The sequence below is a fragment of the Ferruginibacter profundus genome (assembly GCF_054783275.1).
The window spans coordinates 1,711,060-1,729,180 of the sequence record NZ_BAAGQW010000002.1 but is presented as its reverse complement, the minus strand read 5'-3'; the positions used below and the strand labels follow the sequence as shown (position 1 = coordinate 1,729,180).

The following is an 18,121-nucleotide window of genomic DNA, read 5'->3' as shown; positions in this document are numbered from 1 at the left end:
ATTAGTTATAAAATAATTATAGTAAACAGGCCTCATCTTATTTTACCTTTTATGTATTCCAGTATTGTTGGCTGGTAATACATAAATCCTTTTTCAGTGTGCTGTTTTACCTGATATGTTTCGTTAATTACCTGGGGTAATATGCTTTTTAACGCAGCTATTCCTTCCCCCACCTGTATTACAGGGTAAGTCGTAAAATTATCCGCTTTAGTTGGTTTGGCAAAAACCTGTTTTAATACACCACCGGTATCCACACCAGTATCTACCAAATGAATAGTAGTGCCAAAGTTTTCAACATCATTATTGTACAAAGCCCAATAGCCGCCATGGCTGCCCCTGTACCAGGGTGTAATGCCCACGTGCATATTGATAAAAGTGGCACCCGTGCTTTGCAAAGTTTTTTTACCAATGATCCGTGTGCCGTTTACAATTACTATATCAGGTTGTAATGAGTGTAATAGTTTCTGACAGTCCTCGCTGTTTACTGATGTTACATAATGAGTATGCGTACTGTTAAAGCGGGCATTGCTCAAATGATATGCTTCTGTTAAAGCTGCTTTTCGAACGGCAGCTTTTTTTCTTAACCAGGGAACAACCAGTACAGAGAACATTGCCTGGCCCAACACCTTTAATATGCCAATTCTTTTAACCCGGTTTTTAAACAGCAGTTTTTTAGAAACCGGCTGTTCTATAATGGCTGCGTCGAGTAAAAAATCTTGTGCAATGGCATTATATACCCACCTGGAAGATTCGCAATCAGATGCCAGGAAAACTATTTTTTTATTTTGCATTACGGGAGGAAAAATTATTATTCACAGGCGGCAAAGTTACACATTCGGTTTCTATAAGCCTGCGGCTTCTTTCATGGTGCAATTGGCAAAGCCATACTTTTTATGCAGGGTTTGATAGTGGTCTAATATAACAGTGAGGTTGGCCATGTTTTCGGTAATATTTACCCCGAAATTATGTGGGTGCCACCATAAATGGTAGGCTTCCTTTTTTATAGCAGCCCTGGTCATTTCATTCATGATCCTGCTGAGCTTGATCTTTTCCAGCCAGGCTAAATTTTTATTATAAGGTTTTAAAAAACGGCTGGCAGGTATATTAACCGGGCGTCCTTCTTCTTTTTTTATCACATGGGTATTATACCCCGAGATCGGAAAATAAGTATCCATCAAACGGCAAAGCCTGATAAACGGCACTTCTGCAGTAAATTTCCGGGGTTTGTATATCCATGAAGTGGGATTGCCCCTGTACACCGTAATACCATTATCTTTTAGTACCTCCAGGTATTCTTCATTTACCTGGTTGCGGGGAAAAACAATGCTGTATAAAGTAATGCCGTTTGCCGCGGCAATATTTTTGGCGGCAACAATATCCGCTTCAAATTCTTCGGCACATTGCCCTTCTTCCAGGCAGTAATAATGCGAAAAAGTGTGGGTGCTGATCTCGTGACTGGTTTGTTGCAATTGCTGAAACAGGCTGTACCCAAAATGATAAGGATCCTCCTCCTCATCACTGCCTACGGCCGCAATTTCCCTGCTGTAAACATTGTAATTATCATTGCTGTAAGCCGGTTTGTTATCGGGCAAAGCTGCCAGTAACTCTTTTTTGTTTTTGGCAAATAAAAAACCAACGGTAGCAAATGTGGCTTTAAAACCATAACGGTCAAACAGGCTGATCAATTGGGGAATAACCTCTTTTACCCCCAATATATTGCTGCCATACCTTTCCTTAGTGGTAACATCCCATACACCCCAGAATAATTCAAAATCCAAAGAAATAATAAACAGCCCTTTATCGTTATTGATGGTATCCATTAAAAGTAAAGCAATAAGAAATTGTAGTTTGCGTGAAATTAATTGTTTTATTTTAAATGGATTACAATATCCCGGGCAAAGGTTTGTAAGTATACTACACTTACCTTTGCAACGTTAACCCCCAATCAAATATTCAGTATGTGCGGTATTTCAGGCTTTGCCGATTTTAATAAGAAAACAGACAGAACGATCTTAGAAAAGATGAACCGCATTATGGCGCACCGGGGTCCGGATGGAGAGGGCTATGGTATTTACAATACTGATGCGGCTACCATTGGGCTGGGCCACAGGCGCTTAAGTATCATAGACTTAACTGAAGGGGGCAGCCAGCCTCAAACCTACCAGGCCTTACATATTACTTTTAATGGCGAAGTATATAATTATGCTGAAATTAAAACGGAGCTGGAAGCTAAAGGCCACCAGTTTCACAGCCATAGCGATACGGAAGTGATCCTGCATTCCTATGCTGAGTGGGGCAGTGCGGCATTGCAGAAATTCATAGGCATGTTTGCCTTTGTTATTTACGACGAGGCCAAACAAAAAATATTTGCCTGCAGGGACAGGGCCGGTGTAAAACCATTTTTTTATTACTGGAAAGATGGGCTCTTATTATTTGGTTCCGAATTAAAGGCCCTGTTGCAACACCCCGGCTTTGAAAAACAGATTGATATTGATGCGGCAGCTGCCTTTATGCAATATGGTTATGTACCCACACCGCATTGTATTTTTACCAATACCCATAAATTAAAACCCGGCCATTTTTTAGAAATGGATGTGCCTGCAGGAAGTTTACGCACACAGCAATACTGGAATGTATACGATGCCTATAATAAACCTACTTTAAAAATAAGTTTACCCGATGCTATTACCGAAACGGAAAAATTGCTGACCAGTGCTTTTCAATACCGCATGGTGAGTGATGTGCCGGTGGGTGTATTTTTAAGTGGTGGTTACGATAGCAGTTGTGTAACGGCATTGCTGCAAAAAAACAATACTGAAAAAATTAAAACCTTTACCATTGGTGTACCCGATGCCGGTATGAATGAGGCACCTTTTGCAAAAGAAATTGCCAACCACTTAGGTACCGATCATACAGAATATTATTGTACCGAAAAAGAAGCGCTGGAAATTGTACCGCAGCTGCCATTTTTTTATGATGAACCTTTTGCAGACAGTAGTGCCATACCCACCACGCTGGTAAGTAAAATTGCAAGAGAAAAAGTAACCGTGGCCTTATCTGCCGATGCAGGCGATGAAATTTTTGCAGGTTACAACCGCTATGATTATGTGCTGAAGTACGGTAAAAAAATACAGGCTATTCCCGGCTTATTTCGTAAAACTGCGGCCGGTATAATGAATGTGGTACCGGCTAACTCCATCCCGGTGATGAATAAAAAATATTTATTCCACAGCCGTTACGAAAAACTGAAGATGTTGCTGAAAAATCCATCAGAAAAAAACATCCTGATGAGTTTAACACAGCAAATGGATGATGGTGCTGTGGCAGAATTATTCAAAGGTAATATTCACCAGCTGGCAACAGCCTTTGATAGTACGGAATTGAAAAAAGACAATTACTCTATATTGTCTTACATGATGGCCATCGATTATCAAACATATTTACTGGATGATATTTTACAAAAAGTAGACCGTGCCGGCATGTGCGTAAGCCTTGAAGGCAGGGAGCCTTTTTTAGACCACCGGGTGATTGAATGGGCAGCACAATTGCCCATGGAATACAAGTACAACAATGGCAATAAAAAATTCATCATTAAAGAAATTGTGCATCAGTACATTCCTAAAGAAATGATGGACCGCCCCAAAATGGGTTTTGGTATTCCTATTTCAGCCTGGTTGCAGAACGACCTGAAACCCTTTGTAGACAGGTATTTTGACGAAACCTTCATCCAAAAACAGAATATTTTTAACAACGACATAATACAACGCATTAAAAAGTCGTTTTACCAGGGCAAAATAGAAAGAGCGGAGAAGATATGGTACCTGCTGATGTTTCAGATGTGGTACGATAAGTGGATGAACAATAACTAAAAGCATCGGGCCTTTTCCTAAAACTAACTCATTAAGGTAAATATGTCAATCACCAGCCAGGTAAGAGAGGGATTAAAAAATCCGGCTTTCAAATCAGTGGGCACGTACATATTTACCAATTTTTTTTCCAAGGGTATTTCTTTTCTGCTGATACCGCTGTTTACCAACCCGCTTTATTTATCACCTACTGATAATGGTTTATTAAGTTTGTTTTCCAGCAATATGATCCTGCTGGCGCCATTTGTTTCTTTAGGCATGATACAGTCGTGCACAGCAGATTTTTACAAAAAGTCAGAAAGTGATTTTGCCGCTTCTTTCACCAGCAGTTTTATCATCTCATTTTTAATGGCAGCAATAGCGGCTATATTGCTGTTTATTTTCAGGGACATGCTGCAGCAGAAATTCCAGTTTCCCACTTCATTTGTTTTTATTCTTCCCGGCCTGGCTTTCCTTATATTTTCAGGTGAGCAATTGTTTGCACTGATACGAAACCGTAATGAAGTAAAGCGTTTTGCTATAATGGGCATTTCCAAATCAATTATTGAGTATGCCGTATCTGTGGTGCTCATCGTTTTTTTTCTTACCGGCTGGATGGGCAGGATATGGGGTATTGCTGCTTCGCTGATTGTGGTTAATTTAATTGCAGTAGCCTACTATATTAAAAACAAATACATCAGTTTTCATTTTAAAAAAACACAACTGATAGATGAACTCAAATTTGGTGTACCCATTTTTGCTTTTCAGCTCTGTGTGTTTATGCTGGGCACTTCCAATAAATTATTCCTGGCCATTTACAATGTAGATAAATACCAGCTGGGCATTTACTCCATAGCCTGTGTGTTTGGTACCATGATAGGTGTTGTTTCGCAAAGTATTTTATTGTATGCCCAGCCGCAATTATATAAATCCATCAGCAAAGGGGAAGCTACTATACAAACTGCCAAAAGAGATTTCTTCAGGTATTTTATGATGCTTACCGGTTTATCTGTAGCCTGCATACTGGTGGTTTTATTTGCTTACTATTTTTTAATTGATAAAGTGTACCTGTCGGGCATAAAATATTTTTTCCTGGTAGCGCTGGCATCATACATCTGGGGATTGAATTATTTTTTATTTCTCTTTTTATTATACCACAAACAAAAAAGAAAGATACTTACTGTTACGCTTATTTCACTGGCCTGTTCTATTACCGTGAATATTATAATGGTGAAAAATTTTCTTATTTTGGGTGATGCGCTGGCAAGCCTTATCAATACCATCATTTTCAGTTTGCTCATTATTATTTTTGCGCAAAAAATAATTAAGGATACATTGACTAAAAAAATAACACCCGCTGTAGCGGTATAAATTACAATAACCTGGTTTATCTTATGCGACAACTGGCCCCCATTGCATTTTTTGCCTACAACAGGCCCGAACATACCCGGCTTGCACTGGAATCATTAAGCAAGAATGTACTTGCTGATGAATCTGTATTATGGATATTTGTTGATGGCCCCAAAACCGGCGCCAGCGAAGAAACCAAAGCCGCCATAGCAGCGGTACGGGAAGTAGTAGCAGAAAAAAAATGGTGTAAGGAAGTACATATTATGGCTTCTGAAGTTAATAAGGGAATGTTTAAAGCCAATATTGAAGGCATTACAAAAATTGTGAGTGAATACGGAAAGATCATTGCATTGGAAGATGATGGTATTTTGTCGCCCGGCTTTTTAACCTACATGAATGATGCCCTGGATTTTTACGAAAACACGCCGCAGGTGATGCATGTGAGTGCATATACCAGGCCCGACCTGCAACCTGCAGTTGATAAAGTAGAAGCCTCCACTTATTTTTATTATCATACCACCACCTGGGGCTGGGGTACCTGGAAAAGAGCCTGGGATAAATATACCACTGATGCACTGGCCGTAAGAAAAGCCATTACTGCCAAGGGCAATATCAAAAAATTGAATATGGATGGCACTTTTGAATTTTACTGGGGACTGAAAGCAGTTGCCAAAAAACAATTCAGCTGGAATACCATCTGGCACTCCATCGTTTTTTTACATGACGGGCTTTGTTTATACCCCAAAAAATCTTTGGTGGATAATATTGGCCACGATGGCAGCGGTACTAATTGTTTGCCCGATGACAGGTTTACCCAAAAAGAAGCCCTGGCTGACCATATTGAGGTGGCTGCCATTCCGCTTGCTTTGCATGAAGGTGTAAGGCGTTATTATGTCAGCATGCATTCCATTGGCTACAGGCTTAAGTTTGCAGCAAAACATTACCTGAGGTATTTGGTAAAATAATAGCCCGTTCGGGTGCTTAACAATACCACATTATTTATTTGCCGATACAATTTTTGCATTTTTTATTACGTTTAGCATAACTTTAAATTCTTCTTTTAAACCATTAAAATAGCCTCCATCTGATGAAAGAACTTGTTTACAGGATTATTGACCTATTTACGCTTGGCACAGGATTAAGAAAAAAATTCAACGGCTATTCGGTTAAAATACCCACCCGCTTTATCAATTACTTTCCTTCGGATTACGAAAAAGAAAATTTTTCTTTTTTAACAGCAGAGGCAAAACCCGGCAGTACCGTACTGGATATCGGTGCTCATATTGGTTTATTCTCCGTTATTGCTTCGGAAGTTACCGGCGATAAAGGAAAAATATTTTCATTTGAACCATCACCATCCACTACAGAGTTTTTGAAAAAAACGATCCGTATCAATAGCAAAGAAGCTGTAATTGAACCGGTGCAAAAAGCCATGTCTAACCAGGAAGGGAAGATCACTTTCTTTGTATCGGATGATAAAATTGATAACAGCAACAGCCTTGTTTCTTATAAAGACGACAGGAAACTTACCGGTATTGAAGTGGATATGACCACGATTGATAATTTTGTGGCAGCAAAAAAAATAACCAATGTAAGTTTTATAAAAATTGATGTGGAAGGTGCAGAGTACGATGCCTTGCGTGGCGGTACCAACACGTTTACCACTCAAAAGCCGGCTTGTATACTGGCTATTCATCCTATACCCATTAAAGCAAAAGGCGATAGGGTAGAAGATATTTATGATTATATACTGAAACTGAATTATAGTATTTCTTATAACAACAAACCTATTTCCAGGGAGGAGTTTTGTGCTAACACAGAAATGATTGACCTGCACCTGTTGCCGTTATAAGCGTATACCATTTTCTTTCTTCAAAATCTGATGGTGAAAAAAAAAATTGTTCATTTTATTTACGACCTTACCCGTGGTGGCGCCGAAACCATGATGGTGAGGGTGATTAAGGAATTAACGGAATATGAACATGTGGTGGTTACTCTTTTTCCTGCCAATCGCTTTGGTCCCGAGTTACAATGTGATAAACTCATCTGCCTAAATCTTAAATCACTATACCAACTGCCTTTAGCCATAATAAGATTTAAAAAACTTATTGCAACTGAAAAGCCCGACCTGGTGCATACGCATCTTTTCTGGCCTACTGCTATCGGCCGCTTGTCGGTTCCCCGGCGCATACCTTTAATTACAACCATTCATGCGTTTATTGCCTCTTCGGTAGAATATAAGAATTGGCATGTGCGCCTGATCGATAAACTCACTTACCGTTTCAGAAAAAGCATCATCATTGTGGTAGCCAAAGGCGCTATGGATGAATATTTTTCTTTTTTAAAAATAAAGCCTTATAAAACCTATGTGCTGTACACATTTGTAGATATAGCCCGCTTTAATGCTGTTGCCAAACCCATTGCAACAACACCGCCTGCCATGTTCAGGCTGATATCTGTAGGTGCATTAAGAGAACAAAAAAATCACCGGTACCTTGTAGAAGCATTTGCAAAACTTAAAGGCGAACCTTTTGAATTGCATATTTATGGCGAAGGCGATAAAAAACAATTGCTGGAACAACGCATACAGGAAACCGGGGCCAATGTGGTATTAAAGGGTATTGTAAGTAATGTGGAAACCATTATACCCGGCTACGACCTGTTTACCATGTCTTCTACTTTTGAAGGTTTTTCGCTGGGTGTGCTGGAAGCTATGGCAATGAGTATTCCATTATTGCTGAGCAATATCAAATCTTTTAAAGAACAGTGTGAGGATACGGCCTGTTATTTTGATCTGGCAAACACCGATGATTTTGTAAATCAATTAAAAACATTGGCTGCCGACAGCAACAGGCTGCATGCAATGGCAGTAGCAGCCAAAGAAAGAGTACTTCAGAATTTTACATTAACACATAATATCAGCAACTTGCGTAAAATTTATACGGAAGCACTAAACAACTAAGCGGTGAGTAAAAAGCATGTACTATTTATTTCTTACGATGGCATGACAGATCCCCTGGGGCAAAGCCAGGTGATCCCTTACCTGGCCGGCCTTACAAAACAAGGGTATGAGTTTACCATTTTAAGTTGCGATAAACCGCAGAAATATGCGGCCAACAAAACCTACGTGGAAAAACTGATGGCGCCTTATGGTATTCAATGGACTTCCATTCCTTATCATAAAAATCCGCCGGTATTATCATCGGTATATGATTATATAAAGCTGAAACAAACGGCAAGAAAATTACATCGCATCCGCCCTTTTGATATGGTGCATACCCGGCCGGGGCTGCCGCAATTAGTGGCTTTGTATCTGAAGAAAAAGCTGGGCATAAAATTCATGAATGATATCCGTGGCTTTTGGGCCGATGAACGTGTGGATGGCGGCATGTGGAATTTAAAAAATCCTTTGTACAAAACAGTGTATAATTTTTTCAGGAGTAAAGAAGATGACTGTGTGAGAGTGGCAGATTATAATACCTGCCTTACCTACAGGGGCAAAGAAGAAATTTTAAAATGGAAAAATGTACCGCAACCGGTAAAAGTAGATGTGGTGCCTTGCAGTGTTGATCTTGACCTGTTTAACCCGGCAGCCATTGACGTAACACTTAAAGCCAACTTTAAAAAAGAACTGGGCATTGCAGATAATGACTTTATTGTAAGCTACCTGGGTTCTATTGGTGGCTGGTATTTAACCAAAGAAATGCTGCAGTTTTGTAAAGTGCTGCTGCAAAAAAAACCGGAAGCAAAATTCTTATTCATCTCTAATAATAATCACGAGGATATCATTAATGCCGCCAATGAATTTGGTATACCGGCAGAAAAAATAATAGTAAAATTTGGCAAGCGCCACGAAGTACCGGTGTTATTATCTTTCAGTACTTATTCTTTATTTTTTATTAAAGCCTGTTATTCTAAATTATCTTCATCGCCTACCAAGCATGGCGAAATAATGGCCATGGGTATTCCTGTAATTGCCAACAGTGGTGTAGGCGATGTAAAAGAAATTATAGAAAAATACAACGGAGGTTTTGTGCTGGATAATTTTACACCGGATGAAATGAATGCTATAGCCGATAAAATGGCCGACCCTGCAACAGCATTTGATTCAGGTAAAATAAGAGCAGGTGCAGAAGAATTTTATAATCTTGAAAAAACGGTACAGGTTTACGCACAAGTGTATGAAAAAGTGTTAGCGTAATACTGTTGTTCGAATATAAATTTGGTTAATCATGAGTAAAAAATATTTAATTGTCGGGGCTGGTTTTTCCGGTGCGGTGCTGGCCAACCAGCTAAGCAATAGTTTGGATTGCCATATTGATATCTGGGACGAAAGAGATCATATCGGCGGCAACTGCCACACCAAACGTGATGCTGCAACCGGGGTAATGGTGCATGAATACGGGCCGCATATTTTTAATACCGATAAAAAAGAGATATGGGATTTTGTGAACAGCTTTGTGGAGTTTAAGCCCTTTATCAATCGTGTAAAAGCAAAATACAAAGGCAGCATTTATTCGCTGCCGGTTAACCTGCATACCATCAACCAGTTTTTTAATCAATCGTTTGGCCCTGATGAAGCAAAAGATTTTATAGCCACACAGGCCGATACCAGTATTGGCGAACCACAATCTTTTGAAGAGCAGGCATTAAAATTTATTGGTAAAGACCTGTATAAAGCTTTTTTTTATGGCTATACTAAAAAGCAATGGGGTTGCGAACCATCAGAATTACCGGCTTCTATTTTAAAAAGATTACCGGTACGTTTTAACTACGATGATAATTATTACAACAATCCTTACCAGGGAATTCCTGTAAATGGTTATACTGAATTAGTTGAAAAACTTTTAGACCATGCTACGATAACAGTAACGCTCAATAAAAAATTTCAGTTCAGTAAAGAGCTGTTAAACAATTACGATCATATTTTTTATACCGGTCCCATTGATGCTTTTTATGAATATAAATATGGCAAGCTGGGCTACCGCACTGTAACTTTTGAAAAGCATGTGGCACAGGGAGACCACCAGGGAAATGCAGTGATTAATTATTGCGATGATGATGTGCCTTACACCCGTGTGCATGAACACAAACATTTTGCGCCCTGGGAAAAACATGAACAAACAGTATATTTTAAAGAATTCAGCAAAGAAACGGAAGCCACAGATGTGCCTTATTATCCCAAGCGCCTTACCAACGATAAAGCACTATTACTGCAATACCGCAGCGATGCAGAAAAGGAACAAAAAATATCTTTTTTAGGCAGGCTGGCTACTTACAGGTATATGGATATGCATCATGTAATTGGCGAAGCGCTGGAGTATGCAAAGCTGTTTATAAAGGCAGAGGCAGGAGCAGCAGTGCTTACCGCTTTTCCTAATGTAGAAAATTAAATATTGATTAAGCTGAGTAATGACAAGTTAAACAGCCGTAAAAACTGATTTCAAAGCACCTGCAACATGATAAGAAATTTTCTGTTTCACCGGGTTAGTCCTGAAAGAGATAAACTCTGGGACCCGATGGATGTGCCGATGTTTGACAAATGCATCCGGTATATTTCGGCGCATTACCAGGTGGTGTTACTGGAAGATATTGTTGCAGGAAAAATACAACAAGGCAAAAAAAAACTGGCTACTATCAGTTTTGATGATGGTTACAAAGACAATATTGTTTACGCCGCTCCCATACTGGATAAATATAATTGCAAGGCATCTTTTTATGTAGTGATTGATTGTATTGAAAATAATATGCCAACCTGGACACATATTTTCGAATACTGTTTTCAGTTTACCGCCATCAAAAAAATAAATATTGATTTTGATTTTTTGCCGGCAGAATACAGGGTTACATCATTAGACACAGAAGAAAGCAGGCTTGCCTACGAAAGAAAACTGGTGCCGTTTTTAAAAACAATTCCTAATGCACAAAGAGTTGCAGTAATGCAACGGGTAGTGGATACCTGTACCGATATTACTATTCCGCCATTGATGATGAGCTGGGATGACCTGAAAGTGCTTAAAAACAAAGGCCACTACATAGGATCGCATACCACTACGCATTGTATGCTGGCAACTGTTACTGATGAAGCCGAATTACAACATGAATTATTACACTCCGCAAAAGTGATAGAACAAAAGCTGGGGCATTTTCCTGTTACCATATCTTATCCCGGTGGAAGTTATAATGCCAACACTATAAAAATGAGTAAAGCTGCCGGGTATACGATGGGCCTTGCAGTAAAGCAGGATATGTACGATCCTGCTAAAGATGATATTTTTGAGATACCAAGAATATCATTGAACAATGAACCCTGGTGGAAAAATGTTTTGCGGATCACCCATATTTTAGAAAAGATAAAAAAAATAATACACTACCGATGAAAATTGTAATGTGGATGGACGGTCAGTCCAATCAAAAAGCATTAGCCAATAAAATGGCCGCCAGGTTTGGCGTATCGGGAATCATTATTGAAAAAAGAAAAGGGCAGCGAAAGATAACCATTAAAAAAATCTACGAAAAAATAATTGATAAACTCTTTTTACCGCAGATCACCAATGCCTGGTTTGGTATGCTGGGGCAATATGAAAAACAATACAAAGAATATCCTGCGGCATCAATCATAGAAGTTGAAAATATCAACTCTGATGCAGCTTATAATTTTACCAAAGAAATTGATCCCGATATTATTATTGTTTCCGGCACAAGGCTGGTAAAAGAAAAATTATTAGGATTAAGTCCCTCGATAGGTATTTTAAATTTGCATACCGGTTTATCACCTTATATAAAAGGCGGCCCCAACTGTACCAACTGGTGCATTGCCACCAACCAGTTGCCCATGATTGGCAACACTATTATGTGGATAGATAAGGGCATCGATACCGGCAATATCATCACTACAGAAACCACTCAATTTAATGGTACAGAGAGTCTACTGGAGGTGCATATCAAAGTAATGGAACACGGGCACAACCTGTATGTAAGAGCGGTGGAAAAATTAATTGAAGGTAAGAGGCCGAATGTTAGGCAAGGCGATATTGCCGCAGGTACTACCTACTATACCAGGCAATGGACATTGAAAGAAAGGTTTAACCTGCAAAATAATTTTAAGCAGTTTAATAAAATGGTCAATAGCGAAGATTACAAAAAAGCACAGGCTGCGTTAAAAACTGTACCACTGTAAACTTTACCTGCCGCTGTGTTCATTCTTAAATTTTATTTTCTACTCCTCAATTCCATGTTTTAAATATCGTTGTTATTACAGCAATCACCAGGTATGCTCCTGTAAAAAATGGCTTCCTTACTCATATACACTGGTCCGGCGTGTAGCTTTAAGCAAAAAAATGCGTAGTCTTTTTATGGTAAAAACACGTAGTAAAACAACTATCCGGCTACCTCTTTTTGCGTATAAATGGATTTGCTAATCAGCGTATTATGTTTTTTTTAACGCCCGTACAATAATCGATTTTAAGTGCCGTTATAGTACTGTCCAAATCTATTTAAAACCAAATTACCACCTATGGAAAAGGTAATTGCAGTGGTTGTAACCTACAACCGGCAGGCACTACTATCTGAATGCATCAACGCACTACGTAATCAAACCCGTAAACCCGATGCCATACTTGTTGTAAATAATGGCAGCACGGATAATACCGAGCAATGGCTGCAGCAACAAACAGATGTTATCACAATCAACCAGAAAAATATTGGCGGCGCAGGAGGTTTTAGTACCGCTATACAGGCAGGCTATAAAAAAGGCTATGAATGGATATGGTGTATGGATGATGATGGAGCACCAAAGGAAGATGCCCTGGAACAATTACTGGCAGTAGAGTGTAACGACTTAACATTATTAAACTGTGCTGTAATTAATAAGGATGATAAAAAATCTTTTGTATGGAATACAGGTGGTCATAAAACTTTAGATGAAGTACCAGGTAATATTATTGAAGGCATCGGCCATCCTTTTAACGGCACATTTATTAACCGCCGTATTGTAGAAAGAGTAGGCGTACCCAAAGCACAGTTTTTTTTATGGGGCGACGAAACAGAATACTATTACAGGATAGTAAAGAGAAATAATATTCCGGTTTGTACTGTTGCCGGTAGCATACACTACCATCCCGCAGCAACATTTTCGTTTAAGCAGGACTGGGATTATAAAACTGCATGGAAAATGTATTTCTATATCCGTAACCGCCTGCACATTCACAAAGCTAAATTTAGTAATAAGATCATTGCCTCCATTAACTACGGTTGCTTTTTAGCAGCATTGGCAGGTATCGTTCTGGTATTTCAGAAAACCGATAAGTTAAAAAAACTAAGTTTTATTTTTTGGCCGGCAACAGATGCAGTAGCTAATAATTTTAATGCTACGCCTGCATTTATCCTGGATAAACTAAAAATTAAAGCAGAAAATACTAACAGCAATTTTGTACACACTGTAAAAAATATTTGGTCGATGTTATTTACGCCATCAGGTATGGTGAAGAAAATGCAGACCAGGTAAGAATTAAACCCTCGAAAACTACACAATTACAACCTGCTTATTTTTAAGCAGGTTTTCTTTTTTCTGCCTCGTTGCATCCTGTATCAGGAATAATGCAATAACAAAAAATGGCATGCAGGGAATTTTATAACGGCAAAGTGTACCAAAGTTTAAAGTAGTGGCACCAACAAATAGGGCAAATATGATGGAGAATAAAAAACAATACAGCGCCAATGGGTTTTTGGTTAAGGTTTGAAAAACGGTTTTTATCCCGGCTTTAAAAAAAACGATCATGGTAAAGATCATTAGCGCCAGGCCTTCCAGCGATGATAATAAAGTAGATAGTTTTTTAGATTCCCATAAAAACGGCCTGAAAAAAGTAGTGCTGATAAACACCGGCGCCATTTTTACCAGCTGGCCTATGCTTCCGTCAAACTCCACACCATAACTAAATGCTGATGTACCCTCTGTATTCTGATTTTCGTAGGCGGTGTTCAAGCTCTTCATATTCTTTGAAATACTGCCTACTGCATACTGCCCCATTTCTTCCTGCAGGTTAGTCATTATTTTAGAAAACGCAACTACACAGCCAACAATAAGTACGGGGGCCAGTACAAGCTTCACCGCTTTACTGTTTACCATGTTTACATTTTTTAAGATCAGGTAAAGAAAAAAGAATGGCACATAAGAGATGAGGATATACGGCTTTATTACCCAGAGGAAATAGCCGAACAACAATAATAATAAAGTACTTTTTACAATATTTTTTTTGCTTACAAACAGCTGGTACAGCGAATAAGTGATCCAACCGATAGCCGCAATACAAATACTATCTTTCAGCACACCCGAACTCCAGAATACAAAAGTGGGCAGGTATAAAATTGCAATGGCAAACTTGCGGTGCAGGTGCGGATATTGCTCATAAAAAAACAGGAACAACTTCCAGGCACCGGTAAAAGCCAGCATCGAAAAAACAAGATTGGTAATTAAATATTTACCCAATGTAAAAAAAGAAAAAATGGTTACAAACCGCACCACCATATAATTTGCTTCCCCAAGCAGGTAACCTTTATTCCACGAATTGCTTAATAACGATTCATCAAAATCCGGTCCCGGGGTAAAGATCCACTTGATGTTGGAAGAGTCTTTAAGAATAAGGTCGTACAGGTGTTTGCCTTCTGTTTGATACAACACAAAAGAATCACCAATAGATATTTTCCAGTTAAACACGGCAAATACCAATACGATCAAAGCTTTTATCCAAAACCCCTGCAGGTGATAAAATTTAAGAACCGGGTCGGTGTAGTTTTTCCTGACAGATTTAAATATAAAATAAAAGATGGCAACATAAAAAGGAAACAAAACAAATTCGAAGATGCCCATGAAGCGTAAATGTTAGGAGGTTAAATGGCCCGTTATAAAAAGCAATATGCTGCAATTGCATTCTAATAAACTCAAATTTATCTTAAATTCTAATTTTTCTTTCAATAATATGCGTTTATTTTTGAGTTCAATAGAAAATTATCAGCCAACTAATTTTATAAATAAAGATTTGACCAGCGACAACATTCAAAAAAAACTCATCCGCATTACAACGGTGCCTATGGCGCTGCGTTATTTATTACCCGGGCAAATGAAGTTTATGCAGCAAAACGGGTTTAACGTAATTATGATAAGTGCCGATGGCCCCGAGTTGAATGACGTTATTAAAAACGAAGCCTGCAGGCATATTGTTGTGCCTATGACGAGAAAGATAACACCTTGGCAGGATCTCAAATGCCTGGTACAGCTGATCAGAATTTTCAGAAAAGAAAGACCTGATATTGTACATACACATACACCCAAGGCAGGCTTACTGGGTATGCTGGCGGCCAGGTTTGCCGGCGTAAAAGTGAGGATACATACCGTTGCCGGAATGCCCTTAATGGTTGAGAAAGGTGCTAAATTGAAACTCTTAAAATTTATTGAAAAGCTTACCTATTGGGGAGCCAATCAGGTATGGCCCAACAGTTATTCGCTATACAATTATATAGTCGATCATAAATTTACGTCAAAACAAAAGCTATCTATTATTGGTAAAGGGTCTACCAATGGCATTAATACCAATCGTTTTAGCGCTGCTGTTCTTGATAAAAATATAATAAACGAAGTAAAGCACAGCATTAACTATACGGAACAAAATACCTACCTGCTTTGCATTGGCAGGCTGGTGGCAGATAAAGGTATTGTAGAGCTGGTGAATGTATTTACTGCACTCCAAAAAAAACACAGTACTTTAAAACTGATTCTGGTAGGTGATTTTGAAGTGGAATTAGATCCTTTGCCGGCGGTTGTATTAGAGCAGATACAAACCAACAACAACATCATTCATATTAAGTGGACACAGCAGGTGGAATATTTTATGCATATTGCCAACTACTTTGTGTTCCCGTCGCACAGAGAAGGATTTCCTAACGTGCTGCTGCAGGCGGGTGCTATGCAATTACCCATTATCTGCAGCCGCATTGCAGGCAACGTAGATATTGTAACGGACAAACAAACAGGTTTGATTTTTGAAACTGCCAACGAACAACAAATGGCAGCGCAGATTGAATTCGCCCTCGACAACCCTGCGGCAATGCAGGCTATGGCAGCAACACTGGTGGAAATAATCAAAAAAGATTTTCAGCGTGAAAATATCTGGCAAAATATTCTTTCAACCTATAAATCATTGCTACATTTAAACAACTAATACTACGGTAATGATACTAATCGGCTACTCTGGTCATGCATTTGTAGCCTACGGCATTTTTACAGCCGCAGGAAAAAAAATAACAGGTTATTGCGATAATGAAGAAAAGCAATACAATCCTTTTGCATTACCCTATTGGGGTAAGGAAAACAGCGATGTGGCTATGGCAGCTTTTGCAACAGCCGGTTTTTTTATTGCTATAGGAGATAACACAATAAGGGAGAAAGTTTACCGGGCACTGGCCGCAAACAACTTATATCCCGGCAATGCTGTTCATCCATCAGCCGTAATTGATGCATCGGCAACAATTGCAGCAACGGGGGTAATGATAGCCGCCAATGCTGTGATCAATCCGCTGGCAAAAATTGGTGTTGGTGCCATCTGCAATACCGGTTCCATCATAGAACATGAATGTGTGGTAGGCGATTTTGCTCATATCGGCCCGGGTGCTGTTTTATGCGGCAATGTAAAATTGGGCCATAACAGTTTTGTAGGTGCCAATGCCGTGGTAAAACAAGGCATTTCCATTGGTAATAATGTTATGATTGGTGCCGGGGCAGTAGTGCTTAAAAATGTACCCGATAACGTAACCGTTGTTGGCGTTCCTGCTCAAATAAAATAATCAACAGGTTTTATCGTTTATAATCGGCAAACTGCAAACTCTTCTTTGTACCTTTGCCACGCAAAAAATATACATACTTATGAAAGTTTTAGTTACAGGCGGAGCCGGTTATATTGGTTCTGTATTAGTTCGTCAGTTATTAAACAAGGGATACAATGTTCGTGCCTTTGATAATTTAAATTTTGGCGGCGATGCATTATATGATGTAATGCTGAACCCGAATTTTGAATTTTTAAAAGGTGATGTAAGAAATGCAGCAGATGTGGCAAAAGCTATTGAAGGCATTGATGCCATTGCACACTTAGCAGCAATTGTTGGCGACCCTGCCTGCAAAAAATTCAGTGATGATGCTAAAACCACCAACTGGGATGGTAGTGTGGCCTTATTTGAAGCTGCAGAAAAAGCAGGCGTAAAACGTTTTGTATTTGCCAGTACCTGCAGTAACTATGGTAAAATGGCCGACCCGGATTCTTTTGTTACCGAAACATCTGAACTAAACCCGGTTAGTCTGTATGCAGAGTTGAAAGTGAAGTTTGAGAACTATATCATGAACGACAGAAAAGATACTACGATGTGCAGCACTGCTTTACGTTTCAGTACCGTATATGGTTTTTCTCCAAGAATACGTTTTGATCTTACTGTAAATGAATTTACCCGTAACGCAGCAGAAAAGGGCGAACAGGAAATATGGGGCGCACAATTCTGGAGGCCTTATTGCCATGTAGATGACCTGGCCAGAGCAGTGGTATTGGTAATTGAAAGCGATGAAGCAAAAGTAAAATCCAATGTATTTAATGTTGGAACTACCGAAGAGAATTACAATAAAGGCATGATCATTGAAGAAGTTTGCAAAGTAGTGCCCAATGTAAAAGTGAACTATGTAGAGATGAATGAAGATCCACGTGATTACAGGGTAAACTTTGATAAAATAAAAAATGAATTGGGTTTTACTATCACTAAAACTGTGCCTGATGGTGTAAAGGAAATTTATACGTTAATGAAAACAGGAATTATACAGGATGCTTACGGTCCTAAATTCAGGAATATATAAAACGGAGTACTGCAATGCCAGGTGGCAGATTGCAGCA

16 protein-coding genes are annotated in these 18,121 nt (G+C 39.1%); 13 read left to right on the top strand and 3 right to left on the bottom strand.

Annotated features, from left to right (window positions below):
• Positions 1-32: 32 nt before the first annotated feature.
• Positions 33-791 (bottom strand): formyl transferase, encoded by a 759-nt coding sequence (locus ACYVM0_RS17420; RefSeq protein WP_460559025.1) that lies wholly within the window; start codon positions 789-791, stop codon positions 33-35.
• A 51-nt stretch (positions 792-842) separates the two neighbouring features.
• The gene (locus ACYVM0_RS17415; protein WP_460559023.1) at positions 843-1,820 is read right to left on the bottom strand and encodes a polysaccharide deacetylase family protein; all 978 of its coding nucleotides are present in this window, start codon (positions 1,818-1,820) and stop codon (positions 843-845) included.
• A gap of 138 nt (positions 1,821-1,958) precedes the next feature.
• Between ACYVM0_RS17415 and asnB the strand changes: the two genes are divergently transcribed.
• The 10 genes from asnB (at position 1,959) to ACYVM0_RS17365 (ending at position 13,701) form a co-directional block, all read left to right on the top strand.
• Positions 1,959-3,869, top strand: coding sequence for an asparagine synthetase B family protein (gene asnB, locus ACYVM0_RS17410; protein WP_460559021.1), 1,911 nt, complete (start codon positions 1,959-1,961; stop codon positions 3,867-3,869).
• Between the two features lie 42 nt (positions 3,870-3,911).
• Positions 3,912-5,216 (top strand): lipopolysaccharide biosynthesis protein, encoded by a 1,305-nt coding sequence (locus ACYVM0_RS17405; RefSeq protein WP_460559019.1) that lies wholly within the window; start codon positions 3,912-3,914, stop codon positions 5,214-5,216.
• Positions 5,217-5,239: 23 nt separating this feature from the next.
• Positions 5,240-6,160: a glycosyltransferase family 2 protein gene (locus tag ACYVM0_RS17400; RefSeq protein WP_460559017.1), complete on the top strand. Its 921-nt coding sequence runs from the start codon at positions 5,240-5,242 to the stop codon at positions 6,158-6,160.
• A 122-nt stretch (positions 6,161-6,282) separates the two neighbouring features.
• A complete protein-coding gene (locus ACYVM0_RS17395; RefSeq protein WP_460559015.1) occupies positions 6,283-7,047 on the top strand; it encodes an FkbM family methyltransferase in 765 nt (254 codons plus the stop codon).
• A 30-nt stretch (positions 7,048-7,077) separates the two neighbouring features.
• A complete protein-coding gene (locus ACYVM0_RS17390) occupies positions 7,078-8,157 on the top strand; it encodes a glycosyltransferase family protein (protein ID WP_460559013.1) in 1,080 nt (359 codons plus the stop codon).
• A 3-nt stretch (positions 8,158-8,160) separates the two neighbouring features.
• Positions 8,161-9,396 (top strand): glycosyltransferase family protein, encoded by a 1,236-nt coding sequence (locus ACYVM0_RS17385; RefSeq protein ID WP_460559011.1) that lies wholly within the window; start codon positions 8,161-8,163, stop codon positions 9,394-9,396.
• 31 nt (positions 9,397-9,427) lie between these two features.
• On the top strand, positions 9,428-10,588 hold the full coding sequence (gene glf / locus ACYVM0_RS17380; RefSeq protein WP_460559009.1) for a UDP-galactopyranose/dTDP-fucopyranose mutase family protein: 1,161 nt from the start codon (positions 9,428-9,430) through the stop codon (positions 10,586-10,588).
• 66 nt (positions 10,589-10,654) lie between these two features.
• Positions 10,655-11,575, top strand: a complete 921-nt coding sequence (locus ACYVM0_RS17375) for a polysaccharide deacetylase family protein (RefSeq protein ID WP_460559007.1) — start codon at positions 10,655-10,657, stop codon at positions 11,573-11,575.
• Positions 11,572-12,375: a formyl transferase gene (locus tag ACYVM0_RS17370; protein ID WP_460559005.1), complete on the top strand. Its 804-nt coding sequence runs from the start codon at positions 11,572-11,574 to the stop codon at positions 12,373-12,375. Before ACYVM0_RS17375 ends, ACYVM0_RS17370 begins: the two co-directional genes overlap by 4 nt.
• 336 nt (positions 12,376-12,711) lie before the next feature.
• Positions 12,712-13,701, top strand: a complete 990-nt coding sequence (locus tag ACYVM0_RS17365; RefSeq protein WP_460559003.1) for a glycosyltransferase family 2 protein — start codon at positions 12,712-12,714, stop codon at positions 13,699-13,701.
• Positions 13,702-13,719: 18 nt separating this feature from the next.
• Here the strand turns inward: ACYVM0_RS17365 and ACYVM0_RS17360 are convergent, their stop codons facing one another.
• Positions 13,720-15,063, bottom strand: a complete 1,344-nt coding sequence (locus ACYVM0_RS17360) for a hypothetical protein (RefSeq protein ID WP_460559001.1) — start codon at positions 15,061-15,063, stop codon at positions 13,720-13,722.
• Between the two features lie 121 nt (positions 15,064-15,184).
• Between ACYVM0_RS17360 and ACYVM0_RS17355 the strand changes: the two genes are divergently transcribed.
• From ACYVM0_RS17355 to ACYVM0_RS17345, 3 genes are all read left to right on the top strand, one after another.
• The gene (locus ACYVM0_RS17355) at positions 15,185-16,411 is read left to right on the top strand and encodes a glycosyltransferase family 4 protein (RefSeq protein WP_460558999.1); all 1,227 of its coding nucleotides are present in this window, start codon (positions 15,185-15,187) and stop codon (positions 16,409-16,411) included.
• A gap of 10 nt (positions 16,412-16,421) precedes the next feature.
• Positions 16,422-17,033 (top strand): acetyltransferase, encoded by a 612-nt coding sequence (locus ACYVM0_RS17350; RefSeq protein ID WP_460558997.1) that lies wholly within the window; start codon positions 16,422-16,424, stop codon positions 17,031-17,033.
• A 79-nt stretch (positions 17,034-17,112) separates the two neighbouring features.
• Positions 17,113-18,084 carry an NAD-dependent epimerase/dehydratase family protein gene (locus tag ACYVM0_RS17345; RefSeq protein WP_460558995.1) on the top strand — a complete coding sequence of 324 codons (972 nt, stop codon included), beginning with the start codon at positions 17,113-17,115 and terminating at the stop codon, positions 18,082-18,084.
• The last annotated feature ends 37 nt before the right edge of the window (positions 18,085-18,121 follow it).